A 25888-nucleotide genomic window follows, 5' to 3' on the forward strand; every position below is an offset into this window, starting at 1 on the left:
TCACGTCTTCCCTGGCGCCGGCGCTTTGGAACGGCCGATGTCGTCGAGACGCCGCTGAAGCGAAAGAGTATCCAACGAGGATAGGGGAAGGCTGGTGAATATGCCGATGCGATTGTTGAGCATGCGGTAGGTGTCAGCGAACGCCAACGCCCGCTGCGCTTCATCGCCTTCGGCCGTGACCGGGTCCGGCACTCCCCAATGCGCCGACATCGGTTGTCCAGGCCAAATGGGGCAGACCTCGCTGGCGGCATTATCGCAAACGGTGAACACGAAATCCAACCTCGGCGCGCCGGGTGCCGTGAACTCCTCCCAGGATTTGGATCTCGCACCGCTCGTGTCGTAGTTGAGTCGCCCCAAAAGCTGCAGCGCCATCGGGTGCACCCTTCCAGCGGGCATGCTACCGGCGCTGTAGCCCTTGAACTTGCCATTGCCGAGCCGGTTGATGATGGCTTCGGCAAGAATCGAGCGGGCGGAATTGCCCGTGCAGAGAAAGAGCACGTTGAGTGGACGCTCTACTGTCATTTTTTCTTCCCTTACTTACAAACCGCACGGACTTTCTTGATGATACCGCCGCACAATTCCGGCTGGCCCCGGCAGCAATCCTCGGTGAGATAGGTCAGCAGCTGGCGCATTCCCTCGACGTGCGGCGCGTAGCGCACGAAGCGCCCTTGGCGGGTTGAGGTGACCAGGCCAGCATGATCCAGCTCCTTCAAATGGAAGGACATGCCGGTGGCGCTGATGCCGATGTGCTCGGCGATTTGCCCGGCCGGCACGCCGGACGGGCCTGCCCTTACCAGCAGGCGGAAAATGCGAAGGCGATGTTCATGGGCCAAGGCCGCAAGCGCGGCAACGATCTTTGATTCATCCATAAACCTATTATTCAAATAATTTTGAAATATGCAACATCAAACGGAGTTAGGCTCATCCCTGCCGTTTGACAGCGCTCTGTGTAGTAAATCGAGGCCGCGGAAAATACGAAGTAAGACCTCGAGGCGGATGATGTGGTTTAGGCCGTTGCCGTATCGCGACGCGTGGTACGCCAACGCCCCGAATCCGAGCAGGACGTCGCGCCGTGGGCTTTTTTGACGTCAACATGAGGCAAATCTGTTTATATGCCGACATGCTGAATAGGCTGCTCAGATATCTGGTTACATCGACGGTCCTGCTGGCCATGGCGTTCGCGGGATTTCCGGTCATCTTGTGCGTGAGCGAAGCGCACGGCGCGATGATCGAAGTCGGCTGGATGCATCTGGATCACAGCAGGCCCTCGGCAAATCACCGCGCCTTATTCGGCGAGTTGGAGAAGTCCGCGCAGTCCCAGCCGTGTAGCGACTTTCAGCCGGAACGCGGGACAGTTGCGAAGGGAAGCCGCGATCTCCACGTCGCACTGGACAATCGGGACGCATCTATCTTCAGCAGGGCCGCGAGACCGACGCCGTCACGGATCTCGCACGCGCCCGAAGAACTGCGCCCAAGGCGACGCAACGGTTCTTTTCTAACGTGGAACTGCTTATTTCCGGACCGGGGAACTTTCCCGGGCCATCGCGTATTTCGCAAGAGCATTGAACTCAATGCGCTGTATGCGCCTGCGCTCGCCGAGCACGGATACGCATTTCTGCGCTTAGGGCAATTACTTCGCACACGCCCTTCAGCTTGATCCGACGAGCGCGCGCGTGCGCTCCGGCCTTGAAACGTTGAGTGAATGATGATGCAGCCCTCGGTACGAGCCCGGCCGCTTAATGATCGTTATAGCCATCTGTTCCGCTGCGTGGCGACAACGATGCTCTGCGTCCTCACCGCCTCAGCTGCGTTGGCCGGATCGCTTCGGCATTGCGGAGACCAAGATGGCCATCATGTGACCGAGAGGGCGGACGCCGGTGACCTCGCGAATGCAAATCGCGCGGCGTTTCGTTATCAATACATTGCCCGAGCGGGCGAGAAGATTGATCTCGGCGGCCGCTTTTGCGTCGATCGCCTGCTTTTCGTGGAGGCCTTGAGATCCAGCTGGCACCCCACTGCGGCGAAAATCCATAAGCCGGCGCTCGAGCCGCGCGTAGCCGTCGCATCCCAGACGACGCGACAAGCGAAACAGAATTTTAGATCCGTCGCTCAGTCTCCAACGTGCCGCCAAAAAGATTTCGCGGATCCGGGTCTTACGGCACTCAGAACCGTCGTGCTCCTTAACTAGGTCTCAAGACGGCCGAGCACGCGCTGAGCCTTTAGCGGCATTGCCGGCGGCGCACCAGGCGTTCGCAATCAGAGATGATCGTCGGGATCCGCGTACGCGTATCGGCACCCTCCAAACACTCAGCTGCTTAAGCACCACCTGCGTTGTCGCATGACGTCGGGGCCGGGATACGCTCCGAACGGTATGCGTGGTCCCGGCTCCCGCAACGAAATGCGCGCGACGCGCCAAGCGAAATTCACAAATCACGCAAGGACAAAAAAAATGCGCAAGACCACTTTATCGCACCTTTCGACCCTTCGCCACGCCCCGTTCGCGGTCGCGATTTTCGCGGGTCTGGCCATTGCGCCGATCGCCGCCGGCGCTAGAGAAAAAGCGCCGGTCGATGAAAGCACCATTGGACAAGCCGCCAGCTTGATCGTGGCCGACGCACATCCTTTCCTGCACTGTCATACCATTTTCACACGGACCTATTGCCATAAGAAAGACAGGTTGCCGGAAAACTGGCCACCCCACACCGATACACCGCACAGCGGTGTGTCGAAGGATAAGACACCGTGCCCGAAAGGCGAAACCGACTGCGGAACCAAGCCGTCGTACGGGCGAGGCTAAGCGGCAATGGCATCTGTCGCCTCCGAGCTCTGCAAGAACCCGCTTTGTGGGGCATTGCCCGGCTCGGGGGCCGATCCAGTGCCTTTTGGATCGATCGCCCCTCATCAGCGCAAATTTGGTTTGACGCCATCTCCCGGCGCGATTGTCAGTGTGGATCATTCATCATCATGAAGCGACTTCGTCTCATCCCCGGCGGACTCAGCGTCGGCATCTTTATCGGCGGACTGTTGGTCTATACGACAACGCGCACCTCCGTGTTCAGTGGCATGTTCGATTTCAAGAGCCTCGCGGTGATATCTCCGTCCGCCGCGGCGAAACCCGAACACGGTGAGGTAGGCAGAAGTCCGTCATGACGCGCCTCAGTGGCCGCAAGTAACAAGGTTTTTTGATCTCGGCCGTGCTTATCCGATTGGCTAATTGCGTCGGTCTCTGAGGTGAAGGGTAAGAGAAGTTACCAGATGCCAGATGCAGCGAAGGAGGCGCTCGTCGTCGACCTTTGGGCATCGCTGTTCCTGCTGGTGCCGGCGGTATCGACGACGTTTGCTTCCGTCGAACGCATGCTGGGAAAGTTGCCGCCAGAGGCTTTGGGATGGCTACTCATCGACGAGGCCGGCCAAGCGTTGCCGCAGGCCGCGGTTGGAGCGCTGATGCGGAGTCGGCGGGCTATCGTCGTCGGGGACCCTATGCAGATCGAGCCGGTCGTGGTGCGCACTGATGTTCTTACGCAAGCCATCTGCCGGACCTTCGGGATCGATCCGGATAGATTCAACGCACCTGTGGCATCGGTGCAGACGCTGGCCGATGCCGCAACACCCTATGTCGCGGAGTTCTCCAATCGGCATGGTTCGCGCACGGTTGGCGTGCCCCTTCTGGTCCATCGGCGGTGCGATCAGCCGATGTTCGGGATCTCCAACGCTGTCGCCTATGAGCATCTGATGGTGCAGGGCCGTGGCGCGCGGCAGTCCGCCATTCGCGACATACTCGGCCCGTCGCGCTGGATCGATATTTCCGGTAGCGCCAATGAGAAATGGTGTCCGGAGGAAGGCGACGCCGTGCTCGCTCTTCTCGGTACGTTGCGGCGGCTGACGGAGCCGCCCGACATCTACATCATCACGCCGTTCGTGGTCGTGCAGGACAATTTGCGGGCGCTGGTGCGCGACAGCGGCGTCCTCGACGATTGGAAGGTAGATCCTGGGCGCTGGGTTTATGATCGCATTGGGACCGTACACACCGTACAGGGCCGTGAGGCCGAGGCGGTGATCCTGATCCTCGGTGCACCGGCAGTGCAGCAGACAGGAGCGCGGAATTGGGCTGGCGGCCGCCCCAACATTCTCAACGTCGCCGTCACGCGTGCCAAGGAGGCGCTCTGGCATCGATTTGCAATTAATTGCAAATCATAAAAGCGACCCCGCTAGCTCGCGGGATCTTCGCTTCTCATTTCTCCACACGATTCAAAGGCAGTTAGCTTCCTTCCGGTCCGTTCGGACATAGGAGGTCTCAGTTGGGCGTACCTGTGGATCATGGCGTCCGGATTGCCGAGTTAGCTGCAGTGCCTGCACGGGCTACTACCTTAAACAATTTAGCGAGTTCTGGTTGGCGAGGCGCAGGAAGTGCTGGCGGCGTAGATTGATCAATTCGGCGAGCGACTGCCCATACCCTGCCGCAGCCGTCAGGGTGCTGAAGCGGCGTCTGCGCCCGCCAGGGCGGGATTGATAGTACGCTCGTAAAGTTCACTCGCGAGAAGGCCATTCCATCGACGACTAGTTATCGCCTGGAGGTCCGGCGCGTCGGATGCGCTGATTCCTCCCGCGCAGTAATGCAGCTTGGCGTTGCGGGAGACGATTTCGTATGGGGGAAAGAACTCGACGCGGCGTTTCAAATCGGGGTCGAGACGGAAGTGAATGTCTTTCGGAAGCGGACCGTAGTGGCGGCGGGCGCGGGCAAGAACTTCAGACGAGCAGTAATCGGTGGCTTCCGGTGTGATGCGACGACCGGTTTCCGCAACGAGGTAGTCGGGCAGAAAATTCTCTTCTCCGCGGAAGTACGCCTGGCAGATGAGGCTCACGTCGATGATTTCGAATGGCGGCGCGACGAGCCAAACGTGACCGGCGACCTGTTCGACATCCATGGGCCAAAAATGCGTGGGACTGGTCAGCTTCGGTGAATGGATCGTCAATGCCCCATTGGAGCCGTAGCTCCATACGCCGTGGAGTTCGAGCACCTTCATCAGAATCATGCTGGCATCGATGCAGACGCCCTTCTGCCCGTCGCGTTTGATCTCTGCAGCAAGCGCCGACACGGCCCTCGGTACGAGCGACCGCACATGAGCATCGTACGCAGCATCGCGGTTCCTCAGGCGTACGTAGGCGGCATAGAATTCAAGGAAGGACGGATCGCTTCGTTCAGCTGCGATGAATTCGGGCCGATTGTAAAACGCGATCTGATCAATCTGAATCTTCCGCTTCCTGAAGAAGCGTTCGATCTGGTCGAGGCAAGTAGGAAGTGATTTGCCTGTCATTTCCACTTCTTCTTCAAGCCGAGCAGCATGTCATGGAGAGTAGCGAGGTCTTTGTTGAGGCTCTCGATCATGCTCGACGCCTCTTTGGCGAGCCGGACGATGATGTCGGCAGGCGGTTCGGGCTGGCGGCACGTGTCGGCTAGTTCGCGGAGAACGTTTCTCAGGGCAAGTTTACCGACCTGCCCATAGAGAATATCGTCCAGCTTCTGCGCGGTCCTCATGCCGGCTTGTTCCCGCAGTTGATCCCGATACTTCCTCAATGCCTCGATGCTTTGCTCGACCGGCTTCGAGGTGGCCTCAAGCTGCGCGGCGATAGCGGTGAGATCGTCCTTGGCGTCCTTGCCTGCGGCGATCTTCTCAAGATGCTTCTTCGTGCCACGAGAGCCGAAAGCGAGATTGCTGAGATTCTGCGCTGCGTTCTTCGATTTGGTCTTCGCCCAAAGATCGGCGCCGGACTTGATCCGCCCCGCCGTGCGCTCGACTAAGCTCATCAGTTCGTTGATGGCTTCGACGATATCTGTCAGTGAGCCGGGGATCGCGACGTCAATATTTCTGTTTGCTTTCTTTGCCACGGCTCCCTCCTCATATGTTTTCCAAGCGAGACCGTTACCCGAGTTGCATCAAATGGACGAGCCAAGGCGAAGCTTCGAACACGCGCGTGGGCAGAGATTGTGGCGCCCTTCGCCGGAGCAACAGTGACTCCAAACGCTCGACCGGTCGCGATATCAAAAGATAAGAGTGGCGGAACCCGACCCGGAAGGGTGGAGCACCAGTGCCCAGAGCGCGATCATTGTGGCTATTTGTCAATGCTCCACCCGTTCTGGGCACGTTTTCCCACGGCAAGTCGTCCGATGATTGCCCTATCGGCGATCGAGTAGAGAAAGCCAATATGGCGGACTCGGAAACCAAGAAGCTTCTTCTGTTCGGCACAGACGGCGAGCTGCTGCTTGTCCGGTGACGCCTGGACGCTCTCGATCGTGCAATTTCCCTCGGCGACTTTTGAGACAAGCTGTTCGAGTTCGGGCCAAAGCTGCGGTTGGTCGACAGCACGACGAGTGCCGTTGAGCATTTCAACGATTGGGACCAGCTTGAACTGTTGTTGCCGTGTGGCGAACGAGCAGTGGACTTGTAGCCGGGTAAGATCGCAGGTGCGGATGTCATCGGGATGAGTTTCACGCCGACTCCACGCGCACGGTATGGCTTCGGATTTCGCGCAGCACTTACCGGCATCGGATAGTACCGCCTCGTCTTCGAGGCACCGAACGCCAGAAATGCTGCTCGCAACAAGATATTGTTTCAGCGCCTTTCGTCCGCTGATCGAGGAGGCCTCAAGCTCATTCGGGATTACTCGACAGCGCGAGACGACGCACTCTTGGAGTTGACCTGGGAAGGCGGCCATTCCAGTGACGGCGCAATGCTCCGCCTCGGCGGGCACCATCGAGCGGCCGGTGAGACTGCATCCAATAAATTCTGAAATGTGCCCGACCTGGCCGGATACTTCGGAGCGTGCCGACTGATCGGCGCGGAACAGCTTGCCCGAGACCTGACTAAGTGAAAGCTCGGCGAGTAGCCCATCGGCGTGAGTGAAGGCGCAGCGCCCCATTTTATCCGGCTCGGCCTTCCGACCGCTCAGGGACGAAGTACGCAGTAAGGACCGCAGGACAGGACGGCCGGTCGCATCGGATGGAGCAAGTTGGCTGGGTAGGACCCGCTTGTGTGAGACAGAACATTCTTGCAGCGAGCCAGGAACAACAAGCCGGCCTGTGACTTCGCATCGCTCGGCCTCTGCCGACAATAGGGTCCTCCCCGTGAGCGCGCACGTGACGAATTCCGACGTGTGGCCGGTGCGTCCGGAAATGTCAGATGCGCCTGTCTGATCGGCACGGTATCGCTTCCCAGACACGTCGCTGACGGCCAATTCGGTAAGGAGTGCGTCGACATGAGTAAACTCACAACGGCCAATATGGGCCGGTTCGGCCTTCTGGCCGCTCAGAGACGAGGATTTCAGCAAACACCGCAGGACGAGCTTGTTTGTCACGGCCGATGCTTCGACCTCGGAAGCTAGGACCCGTTTGCCGCTCAAAGTGCAGAGAGCCATGTGCTCAGGAAGGGCGCAGCGGTCGGAAGCTTCGGATTTGACGAGAAGGTGCCGAAGTACACGCATTCCTGAGACTGCGCATTCACCGATCGCGTCAGCCGGGGCACGGGTGCCGGACTTCGCGCAGACGACCAACGGCGGCGCCGTTATGATCTGCGACGTCGATGGAGCAAGACGAAGGGTCGACGTGTACTCACTCTGGCCATCAAGCGAGTAAGTGACCTGTCCTTCGAGAATGCGATGCACGGTGCCGCGCAGGCCTGTGATGGTTGTTTGCAAGCGAGGAGTGAAATCGTCCTGGAGCTTCTTGCTAAGACGCGGGTCGTTGCCGGCGGCATGAACCTCCTCGGTGCGGCGTTCCGTATAGAACCTGCAGAATTCAGCGATGCCGGGATCGAGCATCACGCTGCGGCTGGTTCGATCGAGGGAGATGCCAATGGACTTGGGATCGTTGATGACGGGAGGCAGTGGGTCCAATGCTGCAATGCCGTCAACGAACTGGTGGTCGTCACCGGCGCAGTCCACTGAAATGAGGCGCTCATAGCTGTCATGGGCAACTGTAGCACGGACCTGCAACAGCGCCTGCCCCTCGAATGCGCGGGTTACTCTGGCCAGCTTTGCGGATCGAAGCGTGCCGCCGAACGATTTGACCCAGTCAGCGCAGATGGCTTGCGCCCGTTGTTGGGGATTGGCGTCGGCGTCGCGTACATAGTGGACGCCAGATTGCGTCACGCGGGTGATCAGTTGGTCAAATGCTTGCGAGCCCGGCGCATAGAGGATCGCGCGGGTTTCGGCATTTGGTTGGTCGACAAACGATATCCGTTCTCTTCTGCCATCAAGTTCGCAGATGACGGTGTCTGGCGGTTCTTCGGTGAGCTTGGCGCCCAACGCCTTCAGTCCGGCGAAGACAAAATCGCGAGCGGCCATAGAGCGCGCTTGCGGGGGCAGATCGGGGCTGCGGGGGCCTTTGTAGGCGGCATCGTCCATCGAGCCGAGCATCTCGTTGATGGTGGCTTCTTCATCAGCGAGTGCTTGGCGGGCACGATCGATACTGTCTTCGGCGGCGCGTGTGGCTGCTTCGACGTCTTTGCCAGCGAGCGAGGAGAGAACGAGGCGCAAGATTTCGTCTTCAAAGCTCTCAGAACCGCCTTCCTCGCTGTCCGCCATGCCGGAAGCTTGGAGCAATGATTCGATATCGCCGATCGCGTGAGACGCCATCTGCAATTTCTGCATCAAGCGACCGACGATGTAGTCCTCGAATGTACCGGCGAGCGTGACGCTGTAGACGAGGACGTTGGCGTGATCAGAACCCAGACGTTGGATGCGTCCGATGCGCTGTTCCACGATCATGGGGTTCCACGGCAGATCGTAGTTCACCAGCACGTTAGCGGCTTGAAGGTTCACGCCTTCCGAGCCCGCTTCCGTGGAGACAATCACGTTCAATTCTGGTGGCTTTCCCTTGAAGGCAGCGATGGTTGCTTGGTTCTTCCCGGTGGTCTCGCCGTTGATGATGCCTACGGGAACACCCAAAGACTCCAGGTAGGCTTGTATGGTCGTCTGCGTCTCGCGCCGTTGCGTAAAGACGACCATGCGCCAGTTTTTGGGATTTTCGCGCTTCAGCTTGTCGACAAGGGTGGCGAGCCCTTGGAGCTTCGCGCTCATCTTCATGCTCTTGACGATGGCGCGGAACTGAGAGGCGACGTTAGCCGGGAAAGTCCCCTTCTTCGCCATGTTTTCGAGTTGGAGGGCGCAGGCATCGGGGCTGCTGGTCAAGGCTTGTAAGATGCCGATCTGGGCCAACCGATTGAGTTTCTGGATCGGTCTGGCGATCAGCTTGATCAGCTCCCATTCTTCCGGCGTTGGGGTCACGCCCTGGCGAAATACCTTGCGGTTCGGGAAATGGAGTTGCGCATCAGCGCGGCGAACACGTGACATGTATCCGTAAACGATTGAACGGAACTGGTCCTTGGCCTCCGCTTTGAGCTGTCTAGCCTGCGTGCGGTTATCAGCGATGAAATTACGGGCGAACAGGCCTTCGCTGCCGAATGGGTTTTGATGGCCTCGTGCGACGGTGAGGAGGTCGACAAGCGAATAGAGGTCCCACAGCCGGTTCTGGATGGGCGTTGCCGTCAACATCAGCACGAACTTGAAGGCGCGGTCGGCAAGGACCTCGCGGAACCGGATGGCGACTTGGGGGGGCGTGGGGACGCCATATAGATTGCGAAGCTTGTGGGCTTCGTCGAGGATCATCATCTGGAAGCGGTCTGCCGGCAACCGCTTTATGTATTCGCGTGCCGAGTGATAGGTGGTGATGACCGCGCCTACGTCCCCGTCCGGATCGGCGTCCAGTAGCTTCTTGCCGGGAGCGACGGTGGCTGGAATGTTAAACTTCGTTTCGAGCTCCTCCTTCCACTGCGGGCCGAGGAGCTTGGGAGCAACAATGAGAATCTTGTTGAGTCGTCGGCGGGCAATCAGCTCGCTGGCGATGAGCCCCGCGCTGATGGTCTTGCCCAGACCCACATCGTCCGCAAGAAGCGTGACAGGGAGGCGGCGGCAGTAGGTGATGAGGTTGGTGACCTGGTGGTGGAACGGCTCGACCCGATCATGCCACCGCACCTCGGATTTGAGGTCTTCCCGGTCATTGATGATGATCGGATCGACAAGGCCCCATTCCAGGCCAGCACAGTACACGTCGAATTCGGCCGGATCTTTCGATCGGCGTAGCGGCTTGGTCTGGACCTGATGCGGCTGTGGAGGCATCTGTCGGGCTGGCAATCACATCATGAGCAAAGCAGTCAACATTGAGGGTGGCCCCGAAGGATTGGCGCACGTGGTGGAGCAAGACCATCAAGACGTCGCAACATGATTCCCCCGTTGTGACCCGCAATAACGAGCAGTCTACCTCAGAGCGAAGCCGCATTAGAACCCAAAATCAATCTGCCCCTTTTTGTTCACCGGAAAGGTGTTGGCGTCGGTGTCGGCACGAAGATTTGACGGATGTTGAGTTGGGGAAGGTCAATCACGAGGTTGACGCGCCTCAGAATTGACCGCCGGGCGGTCCTGCAGGGCCGGCGCTATGGTCTCGGCCAGCTCGATGAACCGGCAGAAGGCGTTCACGAGGTGGATCTGACGCGGTGTACGGCACTCGGCTTCAAGAAGCTGCGGCGAGCTTACGATGATCGATATGCACTTGGCGCGAGATGTTGCGACATTCAGCCGGTTGAGGCTGTAGAGGAACTCTATGCCACGCGGCGCATCGGCATGGCTGGATGTCGCCATCGAGTAGATGGCGATCGGTGCCTCCTGGCCTTGGAACTTATCAACTGTGCCCACGCGAGCGGTGGGAAGTCGCCGCTGAATCTCGAATACCTGCGCGTTGTAGGGCGTGATGATTACGATGTCGGACAAGGTAAGGGGCCGCTCCTCGCCATCTCTGTCGATCCAAGTCGTTCCTGAGTGCAGGATGGATGTGACGAGTTCAGTGACGGCAGCGGCCTCCTCCGGCGAGCAACTCTGATTGCCGGAATGTTCAACGGGCACGTAGCGCAGTCCTGCGCCTTGTACGGGTCCGCGCGATTTGATCACCTGCATATCCAAGCCATCCTTGGAGCGGAGCTTGCCGTCATAGAAGAGTTCGGAAGTGAAGGCGGTGATCTCAGGGTGGAGCCGCCATGTCTGCTCCAGGAAAATACCTTTGGCGGCAGGAACGGTGTGCACGCCATCGAGAATGTGCGTGAGGGCTGAGACGCCCGTATCATCAGGATGCGTACCCTTCATTGGCTGATCGAGCTGCTGCGGATCGCCGAGCAAAACCACGGCTTTTGCGGACTGGGCGATAGCGAGCACGTTAGCTAGAGACATCTGCGCGGCTTCATCGACGAAGAGTACATCGAGCGCGCCACAGACATCGGGACGAGACCAGAGCCACGCGGTTCCGCCGCCTACCTGAATGCCGGTGCCGAGGGCGCTGATGAAGGCCTTGTTGTCCTTAACCGACGCGAACATCGGCTTGGCAGTCACAAGCTCATCGGTCTTATGAGCGCATGCAATGGTCAGGCCTTGTTTCATGGCCTCGTCGATGACTCCGTCCAGGAGGTGCTGAATGACCTTATGGCTGTTCGCGGTGATGCCGACTGTCTTGCCCTGGCGAACCAGCTCGCAGATCATTCGCGCGCCTGTGTAGGTCTTACCAGCTCCGGGCGGACCTTGGATGGGCAGGATGCCGCCTTGCAAATGAGCGCATAGACGGACGGCTGCGTCTGTCGCGGTTTCGCCTTCGCACATCAACAGCTCTCCTCCAGTGCGCGGTACGCTCTTCAAGAGAAGATCGCGGGCCGCCTGGAAAGGACCATCGCCCGTCAGACCGTGATCTACGACATACTCGGCGAGGCGAGCCAACGCATCGGAGAGAACTGCAGTGGGAACGAGCTTAAGGGCGAACACGGCCTCGGGGTGAAGGGAGGCGGAGGCCTTCGACTTCTTGATATCGATCGTGCGATTTTCGAAGTAGATGGCTTGCACGCTTCCAAGCGGTTCACCGCCAGCAGCGCGAAGATCTTCATCTCCGCGAAGGTCCGTGTCCTGGGCCGGGAAACTGTAGCGGTGTACAGGTGTGGTTGCCTTGCTTCCCGGTGGGGGAGGAACGACACCAACAAAGCGAAGAGCGGAGAGCGCGGAGCGCTCGTCCATTAGATCTTCGGGAGCCAAGGCCTTCAGGCGGAAGTACTCCCACCAGACCGCTTTGTCCTCGCGGCGATGGAAGTCGAGGATGTTGGCGAGTATCCATCGGCCGTCCTGGTCAGCGGTACGCGCGGCGGGATCAGCGGGGACGCCTTCGGTGAGATTCTCGATCAGCGGCCGAATACGCAGCAGCCAGTCGGTGATTTTCTCGTTCGGGCTGCCATCGCCCGGCTCGGGGCGCGGAACGTCAGCACCGCGAGCGATCGCTTCGGCTCGCAGCTCTTCGAGCCAGTTGCGGAGAGCTGAGGCTGAACGGCAATCATCTTCGTTATAGGCGCGGACCACCTCTTTGGCGTCTTCGGAGATGCCCGCGATATCGCCCCGCTCAAGCCCGGCCTGCAGAGCTGCAAGCGCAGTGCGCGCATCGGCCAGTGGCGTGTGCCGTTCGAACCTGAAGAAGGGCTCGATCTGCTTGATCGAGTAGCTCTCGACGCTGGCACGAAGCGCCCTGCGTACTACCGCAAAGAGATCGACGAAGAGGCCGGCCCGCAGCATGCGATCGATCTCTTCTTCCCTCGTCGCATAGCGCCCCATCAGTCGCTTGAGGGCGGCTGGCTCATAGGGGGCGTAATGATAGATGTGCAAGCCCGGAAAGCGTTCCCAGCGGGCCATGACCAGATCGACAAACACCTCGAAAGCCTTCTTTTCATCGTCACGGATGAATGCCCAGTGGCCGGTGTAGGTGGTTCGGCCCTCCTCTTCGCGGAGATATCCGAAGAGAAACTCGATCCCGTGCTCGCCAACGAATGGATCGGCTTCGAAATCGAGGAAGATATCGCCAGAGTTGGGAGCGGGCAGGCAGCACAGACCGAAGCCTGGCTCGATGGGCAGGATCTCGATTTTGCGTTCGCCGGACTCTCGGGCATCGAACTGAAGACGAGCTTGCTCTCGAATGCGGACATAGCTGTCGGCTGAGCCGCGGTCGGGCTTCCAGCTCAACGGGACTGGTATAGCGGCGAGCTGTGCGAGTGTGCCGATGCCGCGCGCCTTGAGCTCTCCAATCTGAAGCTTGGAGATGTTGGCGACAAGGCAGAGGTGATCATCGTTGCGGCGGCGCTCGTCGCAATTCTCTCGCCACCGGCATACGTCGCAGTGATCTTTGGGGTCGGGGTAAGTGGTGTCGGCGGAAGCTGGGGCGGACATGGAGCCTGCGAGCGCTCGCTTGACCTTGCGGAAGTAGGCCGCACAATCGGCGTAGCGGAATTGCTGGGGAACGAAATCGCTCCAAGGGGCGACGACGGACATGAGAGCCGGCTCGACCCCTTGCGAGTGCGCCAGAAGATCGGAATACAGGCAAAGCTGGAGGATAGCGCCCGCCTTGGTCTCCCGTGCGAGTTTGGTGTCGATGGCCTCGTAGGACCACGAACCGAAGCGGCTGGGCTTGGTCTCGACACGCCGAAGAACGTCAGCGCGACCGATCCATTTCTCATGAGCGAGTGCGCCCTGGACAATTACCTGTGCGCCGCTCTGCATGGCAGCTATCGTCTCTGCTACGGCTGCGTCCGTCACCTCGACGCCATCGATGCGAACGACCGAATATCCAGCGGCTTGGAAGTGTTCGATGTAGGCCTGCTCATGAGCGGAGCCGCGCTCGGAGAGGATTTGCAAGAGCGGATCCCAAATCTTGGGCTTGGGCATTGCGCCTTCAGCGACGGCGCGATCGAGCCCGGTGAGGTGCCGGCAGTTGAGATGGCCGACAAGATCGCTGGCACTGAGTTGAAACGTCTCCCCCGATCTGCGCATTGGTTCCCCCTAGGCAATCATTCTGTTGCCCTAAGTCGGTCAGCTCCTCGGCCGTAGATGTCGGCTGGCCTCCGATACCAACGGTCAAAATACACGAAACGCCTGTAAGCCAACGGCGATGACTGCTTGTGCGATACAGCGACTCAACGGCTGTCGACGACGAGTTGCCGAGATGGCGGTCATTCTGGCAGGACCCGTCTTGTTCCTCGGCAGCCAGATTGTCCGGAAAGCGAAGAAAGCGGCCGCATGGAGCTGGCAGTTTCTACCCGGCGATTGTGCCTCATTCGATCATATCCGGATGAAGGAGCAGGATGGTGACAACGCCCTCGCCGGGGACCCTGAAGGACTGTTCAGTAATCTCGTATCGCTCTGCTGCGCGATTGTCGAACCAGGCGTCGGCGCCGATCTTGCGCGGAAAGCCCTCATCCCGGACGGTCGAATTATGCAGCAGTTCGAATGCGAAACTTTCGCTATCCAGGGCGTCTTTGGGAAACCAATAGCCTGGAACTTGCACTGCCCCCCTAAACCACTTTCGACCAATGACGGCACGGTGCTGCACCATCATCGCTGTTGGATAGAGAGTGCTGTCGATCATGCGTATCAAGGTCGCTGTGAGGCTACAGTTGAAGCTGCCGGCCATGACTTTCAACGCCTTCAAATCCAAGCGAGGGTGCTTCCGGCACTCCCGCTTGAACATAGACCAAGGCATCAGCAGATCGGCCGCGTATTGATCCGCAGCCCGCTCTCCCTGATTGGTCTTAGAAAACCCGCCGATCTCTGTCGCTCTGCAGGCGACCGACTGCCCTCTATGATGCGCCCAGTGACCCAGTTCATGTGCGATGGAGAACCGCTGTCGTTCCGGCATGCTAGTTGGAAGCACGGAGATGATGCCTTTGTTTCCCATCCCGGTGATCATGGCTTCGCAGCTCGTGAGACGTCGTCTCTTGATGCGAAGGCCCACGTAATACGCGATGGCTTCTATATCGATGTCGCCCGGCTGAGCGATGCCCAGCGAACGCAGCAACGCGTCAGGCGACACGTTGGTTGGAAGTGGATCAATCCTTTTCACGATCGTCGTCTTCAAGTTCGGCAAGGTCTTCTAGGATGGCTTCGATGTCGCCCTCCATTGATCCATCACCAAAGCGAGCAGCCAAAGTGATGCGTGCAGTTTCATCACCCGCCTTGGCTCGTTCCAGGAGCCGCCGGGCCCGTTCGAGATCAAGACCCTTTAAGTTTGATTGTTGCGCCCACGTGGCTGCACCCACCTTGGCCCGTACAAAACGCGCGCGGGCCACACGCGCTTCTCCGGCGTTGATTGCGCTGTTAAAGAGATCCACACTGGACTGATCCTCAGGTTCAACGGGTGAGTTGTCCGACAGGATGAATTCGAGGAAGTTGTCCAAGGCCTCCTTCTTTCTATCGTTCATCAGGACCGTCCTTCCTTCGCCAGATACTCGCTGGCGAGTTTGTCGATCTGGCGGTTCAGTCGAGTGCGGAGGGCCGCCAGACGCTTTGTATCGACGCCGACTGCTTCTTGCAGGGCCTGTCCGATAAGGCAGTCGTTAAGCCCCATCAGCAGCAGCTCCATTTCCTCGTCTCCGGCGAAGTGCGCCGCCAGTTTCGACATCGCATCCTCGAGCAGAGCCTTCTCTCCCGCAAACGCTCCGTCAGGCGGGGCGGCAACCGTATCCATATCCTCAATCCCAACCACGGCGAACTTGTTCTTCAGCGCCTTCACTTTCCTCTCATCGGTCAAGAACATCCTATCCGTCAGGAGGCTCTTCATCACCCCAGTCACGAATGACGCGAAAGCGTGCGATTTCGGCCACGGGCGCCGTCCTTCGGCAATCCTGACGTAGGCCTCGTTTAAGAGTTCGTGGGGCGACGCAAACCGGCCTTCGCCGGCCAATGCCTTGGCCGCCCTAGTTAAGTTGCGCCTTTCGAGATCGGACAAACTTTCGAACGCGCCGACAGCGTCATCAGCGGAGTAGAAAGAATCGTCGGGCTGATCCACCAAGGTCTCCCCGAAATTTTGACAGATCACAGATTAGCGCGACCATATTCGATTCTCCACTGCCTCCCGGCTGACATGTGTGCGCGTGAGGCGGCGAATTCTGACACTCAAATTTTTTTTGTCGGAATCCATCTGTCCGCCCGCACACCTCATAGGACGGCTCGCCGTCATCCACACGGCTGTGAGGGCTATATATGACGACCGGATCTGCCGCACCGCGGCGAGACAACAAACCGAACATCGAAATCGCTGGCACGGACCTGGATTTCCGCGCCGTCAAGCTGGACAGTCGGACACCAACCGGCGGTCAGATTGCCAAGGCCGCAGGCTTCGTGGGCGACCAGCACCCCTATATCCTGCAGTGGCTGGCAAACGGGGACTTTGAGGACATCCGCGTTCACGAGGAGGCCGATCTCGACAAGGGCATCAAGTTCATCGTCGCGGAAAGCAGCAGCTCGAACCGCATCACCGTCGACGGTGAACAGATCGACTGGCCGGCGGGCGTGATCACCGGCGCGGTGATCCGGAAGCTCGGCAGGGTTCCTGCCGAAAACTCCATCTACCTTGTCCGGGAGGACGAACCGGATCGGTTGGTCGAAGAGCACGACGTCATAAAGATCAAGGCGGACGGCATCGAAGAGTTCAAGAGCCGGAGGCCCGAGGCTTGGGAGCTGATCGTCCAGGGTAAAAAGATCATCTCCATCAGCCCGGTAATCTCGGTCGTTGAGGCCCTAACGCGGGCAGGCTTCGACCCGAATGCTTGGCTCATCTTCCTCAAAGTGGAGGGCCAGCGCAAGCGCCAGCTGGCAATCGGCGATTCCGTCGATTTGCGCACGCAAGGCATCGAGAAGATTCGGCTAACGCCGAAGGACGTCAACAACGGTGAGGCGCGCCCTACGGGCCGCCGTGACTTCGCACTTCTCGCCGCCGACCAGCTATACCTCGACGATTTGGGTTTGAATTGGGAAACCGACAATGCTGAAGGACAGCGCTGGCTGATCATCCACGAGTACCCCGTGTTGGCCGGCTACACCATTCGCACGACGACCCTTGCCCTGCTGATCCCGCCCACCTATCCGCAGGCCGAGATCGACATGTTCTTTGTGCATCCGCCCCTTCACAGGGCATCGGGTGGCGACATTGCAGCGACTGAGGCCGCGCAGATGATCCAAGGCCTGTCTTTCCAGCGCTGGTCACGCCATCGCGGTGCTGGATCTCAGTGGAACCCCGCCGCCGACAATGTCGTCAGCCATTTGGCACTCGTGGACACCGCCATCGCCAAGGAGGTGGGGGAATGAGTTCGGTGAGAACCTTGGCTCTTGCCGGCGTCACCCATGATGCGCTGCATGCCCACCTTTTCCCGGGCGACGGAAACGAGGCGGCGGCCATTCTTGTATGTGCCAGGTCGCCTGATCCACGGTGCCGCTTGGTAGTCCGCCAGGCCATCTTGGTCCCGCATGATGCCTGCTCCGTGCGCACGCCGGATGCGGTTGTCTGGCCGGGGTCGTACATCGAAGACGCCATTGACGTGGCGGAGCCTGAAGGGCTCGCGATCCTGCTTCTCCATTCCCATCGTGGTGGCTGGCTGGATTTCTCCCCCATCGACGACGCCAGCGATGCCACGGTTCTGCCGGGCATCTTCGAGGCCTTCGACGCTTGCCACGGTTCGGCGGTGATGACGCCGGACGGCGCGATCCGGGCGAGACTCTATTCGCCGGACATGAGGTGCGCCCCAGTCGATCTCGTCACGGTTGCGGGCGACGACATTCTGTATTGGTGGAGCGACGGCATCGTCGCCGGCGAGCCGTCCGGACGCGCTCTGGCATTCACGGGCGGTATGAGCTCGGAGCTCTCCCGCCTTTCAGCGACCGTGGTAGGCGTGTCCGGAACCGGTTCGATTGCCGCCGAGCAACTGGCGCGGCTCGGCTTCGGCAACATCACCCTCGTCGACTTCGACATGGTCGAGACGAAGAACCTAAACCGGATCTTGAACGCGACGACACGCGATGCCGAAGCCCAACGCTTGAAGGTCGACATGTTTGCGGGCGCCATCGCTTCCCACCGGGGAGAAGGTATCGCTCGGAAGGTGCCGACCACAATAGCGACCCGTGAGGCCATCTGCGCCGTCGGTCAATGTGACGTTGTCTTCTGCTGCGTCGATACACAGGAAGGTCGCTACTTTGCCGACCTGATCGCTTCCGCGTTCCTGTTGCCCTTGTTCGACGTCGGCGTCACCATTCCGACCCACAACTCCGATGGGAGGACGTCGATCGCCGACGTCTGTGGCCGCATAGATTACGTACAGCCGGGTGGATCGACGCTTGGTGACCGGGAAGTCCATACGCCTCGAGGCCTGCGTGCCGAATATCTGCAACGCGTCGATCCGCAGGCGTTCAGCAACGAGGTAACGGCAGGGTATATCAAGGGCGTCACCGAGCAAGCCCCAGCCGTCATCACTTTAAACATGCGCGCGGCTTCAATGCTGGCGAACGAGTTCATTGCTCGGGCGTACCCCTTTCGGCTGGAGTCCAATCGCCTCTATGCGCGCACGTCCTTCAGCCTGGCTGCATGCGAGGAAGACTATCGTAGCGAAGACAGCTTCCCGAAAAGCGAGAACAGAGTGTTCGGTCTTGGCGCGACCGAACCGTTGCTTGGATTGCTGATGTTCCAGACCCCGACGGCGGCAGCAGCATGAAGATCGCAAGCTGGTTGCGCCGATTCTGGGACAATTACGGTCCAGCCCGCAAGTTGCAGGTCATCGAAGGCGACACTCTACCGACGCTCTTGCCGCATCGCGATCTGGTTCTCACGCGGGACGACGGAGAGGACTGGAGCGCCGGAATGCGGTGCCCGTGCGGGTGCGGCGCCACGATCGAGCTGATGATCTTGCCCGGAGCGAACCCGCGGTGGAGCATTCAAGTGGACGAAGTCGGCCGGCCCACTCTTCAGCCCTCCGTATGGCGGCAAACGGGGTGTCGCTCCCATTTCTGGGTGCGGCGTGGTCGTATTCAGTGGTGCGGTGACTAGATCGAGAAGATCAATGACAAGCTTTTTGAGTGATGCCTTCGTGCGGAACATCCCAAAGCTCTCCAGTTCCATCGGGAAGAAACTGGCAAGCGGGTAACACCGGTGGTATACATGCGGGGGACTTAATCCAATTGCTGCGTTTCGGCTTCCAAGTACCGTTCTTGTTGATGCAACATCAACAAAAGAGAACGCGCATGAATACGAATAATGGGAAGGCCAACTTAACGAACAATAAGCCGTTGGCCACCCCGATCGGCGACGATTTTCTGGAGCTCGCAAAGTGGTTCCGCGAAATACAAGATGAAGCACCCGAGAGGTTCGCACTCGAGGCGAAGTCCTCGGGCGTCGGATTGCGCAAGGCCTACGCGCTGGCGCAGATCGATCGCCGTATTCGCCCTCTCGACATCGGTCGCGAACTCCTCGGCAGGATCGGTTGGACGAAGCTACAGGTCGTAAGTAATCACATCAACGTAAAAAACTTCAAAGAGTTACTCGCGCTGGCCGAGAGCAGCAGCGCACATGAGCTGGCGATGACCATGCGCAACCAAAAGCCGCTTGCCGGAACACGTTGTGTGGCTCTGTATTTGTGTCCCAAGCAATATAAGATCTTTGCGGCTGCTGTGCTCGCGAACGGCGGCAAAAAGAGCGGACGCGGCTTGATCGATAAAGAAGAGGCGCTCACAAGGGCGTTGACTTCCAGTTGTTCGACGTAAGCCCCCGGATCCCATCGGCCGCCGCTCTCGTGTCCGTGCTCTTGGGCACCGCAAAGACTAACGGCCGGCGGATGCACGGTCGTCGGTAAATCAGCACCGGATTGCTACAACGGCGCGACGCAAGTCGATTGTAGCTTCGCGCAACTCCTTCAACATGAGAGGCGGGGCCGCGGTACGCACATCACCCGAGCTGGAAACGTCGGCTTTGTGGCGATGAACCGACGTCATGGGACGCCTTTTAGGCATCATCCTCGGCAGAAGTCGAACTCTTTGGGCCTGACGGGACCCATTTTGGAGGTGGACCGCTAGGGAAGATCCATTCTCGACCGGTTTTCTCCCTCAGTTTATCAAGTTGGGCGTGAAGCCGACGGAACATCAACTCGTCAAGAAATACAACGAGCGGTTCCCATTCGAGCGCACCGCCTACGTGAAAGCCCATATTGAAATTGACGCGGATGTCGAACTTCCCATCTTCGAAACCGATATCGAGGCTCCCGGTTATCGAGTCGTGGGCGTCATTGTGAGCATAGCGTTTATTGCGAAGTCCGATGATCTTGTCATGCACGGGGCGAAGCTCGGCGGGTAACGCGCGGCGGGAAACGCCACTGCCGATGCCGCCGTCGATGAGACGAACGTATGTCGTTACGAACGCCAACGTCAGCATATCGTTCTCAAGCACCCATTCCGTTGTCGCTTCGAACTTGGTGGAGACGAGCCGATGCTGAATGTAGCGAAGGCTAGCCATAGTTGGGAACGCATGGACAAGACGATTCAATATCTTCAGATTGTCATCTGCTGCCTCCAGAACGGCTTGTCCCTCTTCTTTGAGCGCATAGACGTGTTTCTTCCATTCTTCGGGTAGATATTGGATGGCTTCCGCAGGGAAGACGACGTATTCATCCTGCTTTTCTGTTTTCTCCACGTCGCCCTCCTTAGCTCCGCATAATCAAGGCTCATCCGGGCCGCACACTTTTCCACAATAATCAGGCGGAGCACGGACTGCTCTGGCCGATGTTACGTGCCAGGCATGGTTAAACCTCGTGGACGCTCCCCGAATCAAGCTGGTAGTTCGCTCATCCAAGTGCCCCCGCCAACACACTTGCACCAGACCATGAAAACCACCGCCAAAAAGCCGGCAGAGATTCGCGTCGCGGCCCCGGGCCGGCTGCGTTCGCTGCTGCTTGACGGAACCGATCCCGTCGTACTGCTCGGAGCCGGCGCGTCAATCACATCGGGCGTACCAGCGGCTGCAACGATGGTTGACAAGGCAGCACGCTGGGCATGGTGCAAGGAGAATGGCCGTCACACAGAAGATTTCACGATACGTCGTTCAGACTACTGGCCATGGCTCACTGCGTTCCCGTGGTTTCGCTCCGATGTGGAACCCGCCGAACTTTATCCGGTCGTCATCGACAATCTGCTCGGGATCAAGCGAGATCGACGCGAATTCTTTGAGCGAATGATCAATCCGGGGGTTGATCCGTCGCGCGGGTACGTCGCGCTGACCCATATCCTTCACCAGGGATGGATGTCGACCGTACTGACAACAAATTTCGACCGCTGCCTTGATCTCGCCGCGATTCAACACAACCGACCACATCGCTTGGTGAGCATCGCCACTCCGGCCGACTACGTAATGTTCAACTCGGCACCCCAAGATCCCCAACTGATCTTCCTTCATGGATCGGTGCAGCATTACACGGACAAGAATCTGACTGCCGAAGTTCAGACACTCGATCCCGCCCTCGTTGAACGGCTGAAACCACTACTGCGAGACCACCCGATCATTGTCGTTGGTTATCGCGGTGCAGAGGCTTCGGTGATGAACGACCTGTTCATGGCCCAAGCGACAACAGGCGGTTTTCTCAATGGCGTTTTCTGGTGCGTACTTGAATCGGAGCGTGACAAGCCTCTCTCGCCCCTGGTGACGGGCCTGGCAGGAACCATCGGCTCCAATTTCCAAAAAGTGCCGATCGTGGGCTTTGACGACCTCTTCGAAAAAGACCTGCTTGCGAGCATGACTGCAGCCAAAGCCCGTCCGACGAGGAGACCGTCAGGTCACAGTGCCGCTGGCATGCCTGCCGACATGAAGCCTCTTGACGGCTTCGACCCAAAAGGGCTCGAGCGCCCACTCTTAGCTGCACGGCTTGGACAATATGCTGAGCGCACCGATCTTGGGCGGCCTGAAAAGATTGATGACGGATGGCTCGAGCTTATGACCGGGCGCCTCGATCTCGTTCGACCGGTTGGCAAAGCTACAGTACCGACGCTCGCGGGCTGGTTACTGTTTGCTGCGAATCCCACCGAGCGATTTCCGCAAGCGCGCGTCGAATTCCGGGCCACTGGCCCATCGCACTGGCTTCACGCCCGTTTCGGCGATGATATCGAGCTCGAACCGGCCGGCAAGCTCGCGGAGTTTACAGTCAGGCGTGAAATTCATGGAAACCTCTGGGCTCAACTTGATGCGTTGACCGACCTTCTCGCGCTCGTCAATTTTCAGTTCCGTCTCAAGGCCGAAGTTTCGAAGACCGTCAGCGCTTACAATGCGCTTGCGCTGAAGGAAATGCTGGTGAACGCCATTGTGCACAGAGACTACGAACGTGACGAGCCGGTCACGATCTTAGTCGAACCTGGCAATATCGCAGTAACTAGCCCCGGGGGTTTGATCAGCGAACTTGCTGCACAGCTCGACGAGCACACATTCCAACAAGCCATCACCGAACGTCGTGGGCAGATCAAAGGTTACCGCAATCCAGCGATATCAGACCTGTTTTATGGCGGCGGCCAGATGGATCGGCGTGGCTCCGGCCTATCCGACATGCTCCGCCTTACCGCCAACAACAATGGAACTCTGGTTTTTGGTCCGTCGGCTGACAATCGGCTGTTCACCGTTACCATGGGAGCGCGCCCCGAAGCGATCGACGAGATCACTGCTACCGCACTTCCTATCGAAGAAGAGACCGTCCGGTATGGCTCGAACCTTCTTCCAATCGAGGAGATGCCGACGACAATCTGGCACGCTGCGACCAGTGCCAAGACCAACCGCGCCTTTTACAAGTCAGTCGAGGAATTGGCCGTGCCGCCGGGGCATGTCAGTGATGGTCGCTTCTATTCGTTTTACGATCTGGAAGCGTTAGCCGAAGCGATGGTTTCTCCATTCGAGGCAGGGGATATCGAAAGCATAAGCATCAGCGAAATGCTCACGCGACCGGGCGGAGAGGCCATTTTGCTCAAACTTGTCCACAACGCTCTTTTCGAACACTTCCGATCGAAAGGGCTTGAGATCGACCGCGAACGGCGGCGTGCTTACTTCAGGCGCAACACAAAACCAGAGGTCAAGATCAGCTATCAAGGCCGCCTGCGAAAAGCGACGCGCACCGTTGTTAAGGCGCGCACCAAGCGCGACTCCAACGATATCGTCTATTACGAGCACAAGGCCGTCACGTTTTCGGTGATGCGTTTCACGGACGACTGGGCGGTAGTCCTCACGCCAGGGTATGCATTCACGCGTGACGGCGTGCGTACGCCGCTTAGTCGTGAACGAACCAATATCCTCTCCACGCGAAGGGCGGCGCTAGATTTCAACCCAAGCGTTCTGCATGACGTATCATTCTGGGTTGCGATCCTCTCGGGCGAAGCTCAAGGCCTTTTTGCGCTTGAGCATGAGGATCGGAATGACCTCGCTCGTTTCGCACCGTCGATCATCCTTTCGCACCGGACGCCGACGATCTCGTTCAACATTGCTGCATTTGAGAATTCTGCGCAGGCAGACCCTACAATATCAGAAGACCTCAAACGCCTTGACGATGAACTCGAAGCGCTCGCTGCGGAGCCCGAGGAGCTGAGCGACACACCTGACGATACCGAGCTCGATTCCATCTCGCATGAGGACGATGATGACAATTGAGCTCTCCATACAGGAATTAGCGCCGCCCAAGCTACAGTTTGGCGGAGCGAGTGCCCATAGCGATCCGAAAGTCGGCCTTGCTCATGCTGGCCCATTTGACCTCCGTTTCGGCTCGGCTCGCAAAGACCATGTTCATGTTGGGGTGATCGGATCAGCCGAACAAGTCGCAGCTGCGATGTTGTGGGTGGAGCGATGCGGTAACGAGATACCTGTGTTCGGCGAGCCAAATTTGCTCAAACGAGCATTTCCCGGCTTTCAGGATGCATTCCACAAACGAATCGTGGCGCCGTCTTCATCCACCATCACGCTGTCGCTGGACAAGAGTGGTGATCTTGGGCGCGCGCTCGACGGCGATGCTTACGACTGCTTTCAGCGTGTCGTCGATGTCTATTCCGAGGCCTTGTCGCGTCTTGCGTTGCGCGAAGTCAACCGACCAGACATCGTGCTCATATGCATTCCTGAGATTGTTCATTCCAAAGTCAGTACCGTAGAGCGCAAGACGTCGGCCGCCGAGCGCCAGCGCGCCAAAGAGCTGCAGCGTGCCCGCGCCAACAACCAGATGGACCTTTTCGATCAGTTGGACGAAGTCGAACAGACTGCCGAGGACTTCTTGAAGCGCGATCTGAGGCTCGCTCTGAAGGCTCGGGCTCTAAGGTATCGTCTCCCTATCCAACTCGTGACTGATGGGCTGCTCAATGACGCCGCCCGCAGCCAGGACCCAGCTACCCGTGCCTGGAATTTTTCAGTAGGCCTATATTACAAGGCCGGCGGCGTTCCGTGGCGCCTGCCGCCGAGCGGTCCTGATACATGCTTCGTCGGCATCAGCTTTCACCACTTCAGGACAACCCAAAGGGCCATAGTTCGGTCTAGTCTGGCCCAAGCATTCTCCAGCGACGGTGAGGGCTTTGCCATTCGAGGCGAGGCCGTGCCCCTTGAACCAGACCAAGGGCGCAATGTGCACTTGTCGGAAGACCAGGCATTCGAGCTCGCTCGCAATGTACTTGCTGAATACGAGCGGCGAACAGGCGGCGCGCCGCTACGTGTGGTCTTGCACAAGACCTCGTCGTTCAACGACGCTGAAACAGAGGCTTTCGAAATCGCCCTGAAGAATACGCCAATCGTATCCATGGTCACATTGGTGCCGAGCCAGTTCCGGCTCCTCAGGTACGGTGCCTATCCACCGAAAGTAGGCACAGTGTGCACCATAAACGATGACCGCTCGTTCCTATTTACGTCGGGTTTTATGCCTGAGCTCGGCACGTACCCCGGACCGCATGTACCTCAGCCCTTCGAGGTGCGCTGCCTCGGCGACCAAAGCGCACTAGCCGCCGCTCAAGATGTCCTCAACCTGACGCGCATGAATTGGAACACGGCCGACATCAGAGGCAAATGGCCGGTATCACTGTCCTTCGCTCGACGAGTAGGCGGAATTCTCGACGAATACGGTGATGACGTACCCACGGAGACCTCGTTTCGTTACTTCGTGTAACGCAGTCGCTGGTAGAGGCGAGAGTGTACCGCACTTTGGCCGCCCTAAAAATGTCGGCTTGCTCATAGTATCCGGACGAGGCGTCGCGGGATCCTTGTGCCTGCCAACACCATCGTCGAAGGCATGAGCGAGGGAGCCCGCGATCAACTCTACTTGGCTCTGAGGCTGGCGTATCTTGAGGACTACGCGAAGCGATGCGAGCCGATCCCGTTCCTCGGCGACGACTTGTTCATGACCTTCGACGATACCCGCACAAAGAACGGTCTCGTTGCGCTGGCAGCCCTTTCGCAGGACGTCCAGCCGATCCTATTCACGCACCACCGCCATGTGGTGGAACTTGCTCAGGAGGCCCTCGGAGGCGAGGTGGACGTGATGGAACTCGACTCGACGGTGCGCGTCGTGCGGCAGACCAATCCAGTAGCGGCGCTAGCATAAAAGAAGGATGTCTCTCTGTGCCCGCACGGATGCTGACGCTCGAACGCATCAAGACCGGGAAGACACTCCCGCATAATGAGAAGTGTCAACATCCGAAGAGCGACATGAATTTCTACGGCTATGGCGACGCCCACCTTTACGCCATGACCCGTATCGCCCACGATCCCGAACGGGTGGCCAACCTTGATATCTGGGACGCCATCACGCCCGCAGGCTGCGTCTTCGACAACACGTGGCCCGCAGTACAGACAACCGGCGGTTCAGACAGGAGCCCGCGTGACACACGCGAGTAAGATGACGACCCGGCAGATACGCTACGAACTTGCCACCGGGGCGACACCTCGAGACGTTACCGCGTAGCACGCTCGAAGCAGAACTGGCCCGCCGGGTAGAGAGCCAGCTCGGAC

The 25888-nt window shown here is 58.9% G+C and carries 22 protein-coding genes; 11 read left to right on the forward strand and 11 right to left on the reverse strand.

What is annotated here, in order from left to right:
• From K2Q04_RS09735 to K2Q04_RS09745, 3 genes are all read right to left on the reverse strand, one after another.
• A complete protein-coding gene (locus K2Q04_RS09735) occupies positions 1-522 on the reverse strand; it encodes an arsenate reductase ArsC (protein ID WP_291162579.1) in 522 nt (173 codons plus the stop codon).
• Positions 523-533: 11 nt separating this feature from the next.
• Complete coding sequence (locus K2Q04_RS09740; protein ID WP_291162582.1) at positions 534-869, reverse strand: metalloregulator ArsR/SmtB family transcription factor; 336 nt, start codon at positions 867-869, stop codon at positions 534-536.
• Positions 870-1801: 932 nt separating this feature from the next.
• Entirely contained in the window at positions 1802-2011 is a 210-nt protein-coding gene (locus K2Q04_RS09745) for a hypothetical protein (RefSeq protein ID WP_291162585.1), read from the reverse strand.
• Between the two features lie 438 nt (positions 2012-2449).
• On the opposite strand from K2Q04_RS09745, the gene K2Q04_RS09750 reads away from it, so the two are divergent.
• The 3 genes from K2Q04_RS09750 (at position 2450) to K2Q04_RS09760 (ending at position 4197) form a co-directional block, all read left to right on the forward strand.
• The gene (locus tag K2Q04_RS09750) at positions 2450-2797 is read left to right on the forward strand and encodes a hypothetical protein (RefSeq protein WP_291162587.1); all 348 of its coding nucleotides are present in this window, start codon (positions 2450-2452) and stop codon (positions 2795-2797) included.
• A gap of 167 nt (positions 2798-2964) precedes the next feature.
• Entirely contained in the window at positions 2965-3150 is a 186-nt protein-coding gene (locus K2Q04_RS09755; RefSeq protein ID WP_291162590.1) for a hypothetical protein, read from the forward strand.
• 105 nt (positions 3151-3255) lie between these two features.
• Positions 3256-4197, forward strand: coding sequence for a DEAD/DEAH box helicase (locus tag K2Q04_RS09760; protein ID WP_291162592.1), 942 nt, complete (start codon positions 3256-3258; stop codon positions 4195-4197).
• Positions 4198-4466: 269 nt separating this feature from the next.
• Here K2Q04_RS09760 and K2Q04_RS09765 read toward each other — a convergent pair whose 3' ends face one another.
• The 7 genes from K2Q04_RS09765 to K2Q04_RS09795 form a co-directional block, all read right to left on the reverse strand.
• A complete protein-coding gene (locus K2Q04_RS09765) occupies positions 4467-5315 on the reverse strand; it encodes a hypothetical protein (RefSeq protein ID WP_291162595.1) in 849 nt (282 codons plus the stop codon).
• Positions 5312-5887 carry a hypothetical protein gene (locus tag K2Q04_RS09770; RefSeq protein WP_291162598.1) on the reverse strand — a complete coding sequence of 192 codons (576 nt, stop codon included), beginning with the start codon at positions 5885-5887 and terminating at the stop codon, positions 5312-5314. Before K2Q04_RS09770 ends, K2Q04_RS09765 begins: the two co-directional genes overlap by 4 nt.
• Positions 5888-6111: 224 nt before the next feature.
• Entirely contained in the window at positions 6112-10173 is a 4062-nt protein-coding gene (locus tag K2Q04_RS09775) for a DEAD/DEAH box helicase (RefSeq protein WP_291162601.1), read from the reverse strand.
• 255 nt (positions 10174-10428) lie between these two features.
• Positions 10429-13896 carry a TM0106 family RecB-like putative nuclease gene (locus K2Q04_RS09780; RefSeq protein ID WP_291162604.1) on the reverse strand — a complete coding sequence of 1156 codons (3468 nt, stop codon included), beginning with the start codon at positions 13894-13896 and terminating at the stop codon, positions 10429-10431.
• Positions 13897-14176: 280 nt separating this feature from the next.
• Complete coding sequence (locus K2Q04_RS09785; RefSeq protein WP_291162607.1) at positions 14177-14980, reverse strand: ImmA/IrrE family metallo-endopeptidase; 804 nt, start codon at positions 14978-14980, stop codon at positions 14177-14179.
• Complete coding sequence (locus tag K2Q04_RS09790) at positions 14952-15323, reverse strand: hypothetical protein (protein ID WP_291162610.1); 372 nt, start codon at positions 15321-15323, stop codon at positions 14952-14954. The genes K2Q04_RS09785 and K2Q04_RS09790 overlap by 29 nt, the downstream gene beginning before the upstream one ends.
• On the reverse strand, positions 15323-15910 hold the full coding sequence (locus K2Q04_RS09795; RefSeq protein WP_291162613.1) for a transposase: 588 nt from the start codon (positions 15908-15910) through the stop codon (positions 15323-15325). The genes K2Q04_RS09790 and K2Q04_RS09795 overlap by 1 nt, the downstream gene beginning before the upstream one ends.
• A 194-nt stretch (positions 15911-16104) precedes the next feature.
• Here K2Q04_RS09795 and K2Q04_RS09800 point away from each other — a divergent pair, with 194 nt between their 5' ends.
• The 4 genes from K2Q04_RS09800 to K2Q04_RS09815 all read left to right on the forward strand — a co-directional run bounded on the left by K2Q04_RS09800 (position 16105) and on the right by K2Q04_RS09815 (position 19650).
• Positions 16105-17208 (forward strand): multiubiquitin domain-containing protein, encoded by a 1104-nt coding sequence (locus K2Q04_RS09800; RefSeq protein ID WP_291162616.1) that lies wholly within the window; start codon positions 16105-16107, stop codon positions 17206-17208.
• Complete coding sequence (locus tag K2Q04_RS09805) at positions 17205-18605, forward strand: ThiF family adenylyltransferase (protein ID WP_291162619.1); 1401 nt, start codon at positions 17205-17207, stop codon at positions 18603-18605. The genes K2Q04_RS09800 and K2Q04_RS09805 overlap by 4 nt, the downstream gene beginning before the upstream one ends.
• 185 nt (positions 18606-18790) lie before the next feature.
• Positions 18791-18937, forward strand: a complete 147-nt coding sequence (locus K2Q04_RS09810) for a DUF6527 family protein (RefSeq protein ID WP_366935747.1) — start codon at positions 18791-18793, stop codon at positions 18935-18937.
• Positions 18938-19068: 131 nt separating this feature from the next.
• Positions 19069-19650 carry a hypothetical protein gene (locus K2Q04_RS09815; protein ID WP_291162622.1) on the forward strand — a complete coding sequence of 194 codons (582 nt, stop codon included), beginning with the start codon at positions 19069-19071 and terminating at the stop codon, positions 19648-19650.
• Between the two features lie 238 nt (positions 19651-19888).
• Here the strand turns inward: K2Q04_RS09815 and K2Q04_RS09820 are convergent, their stop codons facing one another.
• The gene (locus K2Q04_RS09820; RefSeq protein ID WP_291162625.1) at positions 19889-20572 is read right to left on the reverse strand and encodes a hypothetical protein; all 684 of its coding nucleotides are present in this window, start codon (positions 20570-20572) and stop codon (positions 19889-19891) included.
• 189 nt (positions 20573-20761) lie between these two features.
• Here K2Q04_RS09820 and K2Q04_RS09825 point away from each other — a divergent pair, with 189 nt between their 5' ends.
• From K2Q04_RS09825 to K2Q04_RS09840, 4 genes are all read left to right on the forward strand, one after another.
• Positions 20762-23557 carry an SIR2 family protein gene (locus K2Q04_RS09825; RefSeq protein WP_291162627.1) on the forward strand — a complete coding sequence of 932 codons (2796 nt, stop codon included), beginning with the start codon at positions 20762-20764 and terminating at the stop codon, positions 23555-23557.
• Positions 23547-25046 (forward strand): hypothetical protein, encoded by a 1500-nt coding sequence (locus K2Q04_RS09830; protein ID WP_291162630.1) that lies wholly within the window; start codon positions 23547-23549, stop codon positions 25044-25046. The genes K2Q04_RS09825 and K2Q04_RS09830 overlap by 11 nt, the downstream gene beginning before the upstream one ends.
• 96 nt (positions 25047-25142) lie before the next feature.
• Positions 25143-25481: a hypothetical protein gene (locus K2Q04_RS09835; RefSeq protein ID WP_291162633.1), complete on the forward strand. Its 339-nt coding sequence runs from the start codon at positions 25143-25145 to the stop codon at positions 25479-25481.
• A 17-nt stretch (positions 25482-25498) separates the two neighbouring features.
• Positions 25499-25774, forward strand: a complete 276-nt coding sequence (locus K2Q04_RS09840; RefSeq protein WP_291162635.1) for a hypothetical protein — start codon at positions 25499-25501, stop codon at positions 25772-25774.
• Positions 25775-25888 lie beyond the last annotated feature (114 nt).

Source organism: Hyphomicrobium sp., from assembly GCF_019753045.1.
Classification (GTDB): Bacteria; Pseudomonadota; Alphaproteobacteria; order Rhizobiales; family Hyphomicrobiaceae; genus Hyphomicrobium_B.

What these genes read in the sequence shown, in the direction of transcription:
- K2Q04_RS09735 (WP_291162579.1), bottom strand. Translation starts at nt 522, where the DNA reads ATGACAGTAGAGCGTCCACTCAACGTGCTCTTTCTCTGCACGGGCAAT.
- K2Q04_RS09740 (WP_291162582.1), bottom strand. Translation starts at nt 869, where the DNA reads ATGGATGAATCAAAGATCGTTGCCGCGCTTGCGGCCTTGGCCCATGAA.
- K2Q04_RS09750 (WP_291162587.1), top strand. Translation starts at nt 2,450, where the DNA reads ATGCGCAAGACCACTTTATCGCACCTTTCGACCCTTCGCCACGCCCCG.
- K2Q04_RS09755 (WP_291162590.1), top strand. Translation starts at nt 2,965, where the DNA reads ATGAAGCGACTTCGTCTCATCCCCGGCGGACTCAGCGTCGGCATCTTT.
- K2Q04_RS09760 (WP_291162592.1), top strand. Translation starts at nt 3,256, where the DNA reads ATGCCAGATGCAGCGAAGGAGGCGCTCGTCGTCGACCTTTGGGCATCG.
- K2Q04_RS09765 (WP_291162595.1), bottom strand. Translation starts at nt 5,315, where the DNA reads ATGACAGGCAAATCACTTCCTACTTGCCTCGACCAGATCGAACGCTTC.
- K2Q04_RS09775 (WP_291162601.1), bottom strand. Translation starts at nt 10,173, where the DNA reads ATGCCTCCACAGCCGCATCAGGTCCAGACCAAGCCGCTACGCCGATCG.
- K2Q04_RS09780 (WP_291162604.1), bottom strand. Translation starts at nt 13,896, where the DNA reads ATGCGCAGATCGGGGGAGACGTTTCAACTCAGTGCCAGCGATCTTGTC.
- K2Q04_RS09790 (WP_291162610.1), bottom strand. Translation starts at nt 15,323, where the DNA reads ATGAACGATAGAAAGAAGGAGGCCTTGGACAACTTCCTCGAATTCATC.
- K2Q04_RS09800 (WP_291162616.1), top strand. Translation starts at nt 16,105, where the DNA reads ATGACGACCGGATCTGCCGCACCGCGGCGAGACAACAAACCGAACATC.
- K2Q04_RS09805 (WP_291162619.1), top strand. Translation starts at nt 17,205, where the DNA reads ATGAGTTCGGTGAGAACCTTGGCTCTTGCCGGCGTCACCCATGATGCG.
- K2Q04_RS09810 (WP_366935747.1), top strand. Translation starts at nt 18,791, where the DNA reads ATGATCTTGCCCGGAGCGAACCCGCGGTGGAGCATTCAAGTGGACGAA.
- K2Q04_RS09825 (WP_291162627.1), top strand. Translation starts at nt 20,762, where the DNA reads ATGAAAACCACCGCCAAAAAGCCGGCAGAGATTCGCGTCGCGGCCCCG.
- K2Q04_RS09830 (WP_291162630.1), top strand. Translation starts at nt 23,547, where the DNA reads ATGACAATTGAGCTCTCCATACAGGAATTAGCGCCGCCCAAGCTACAG.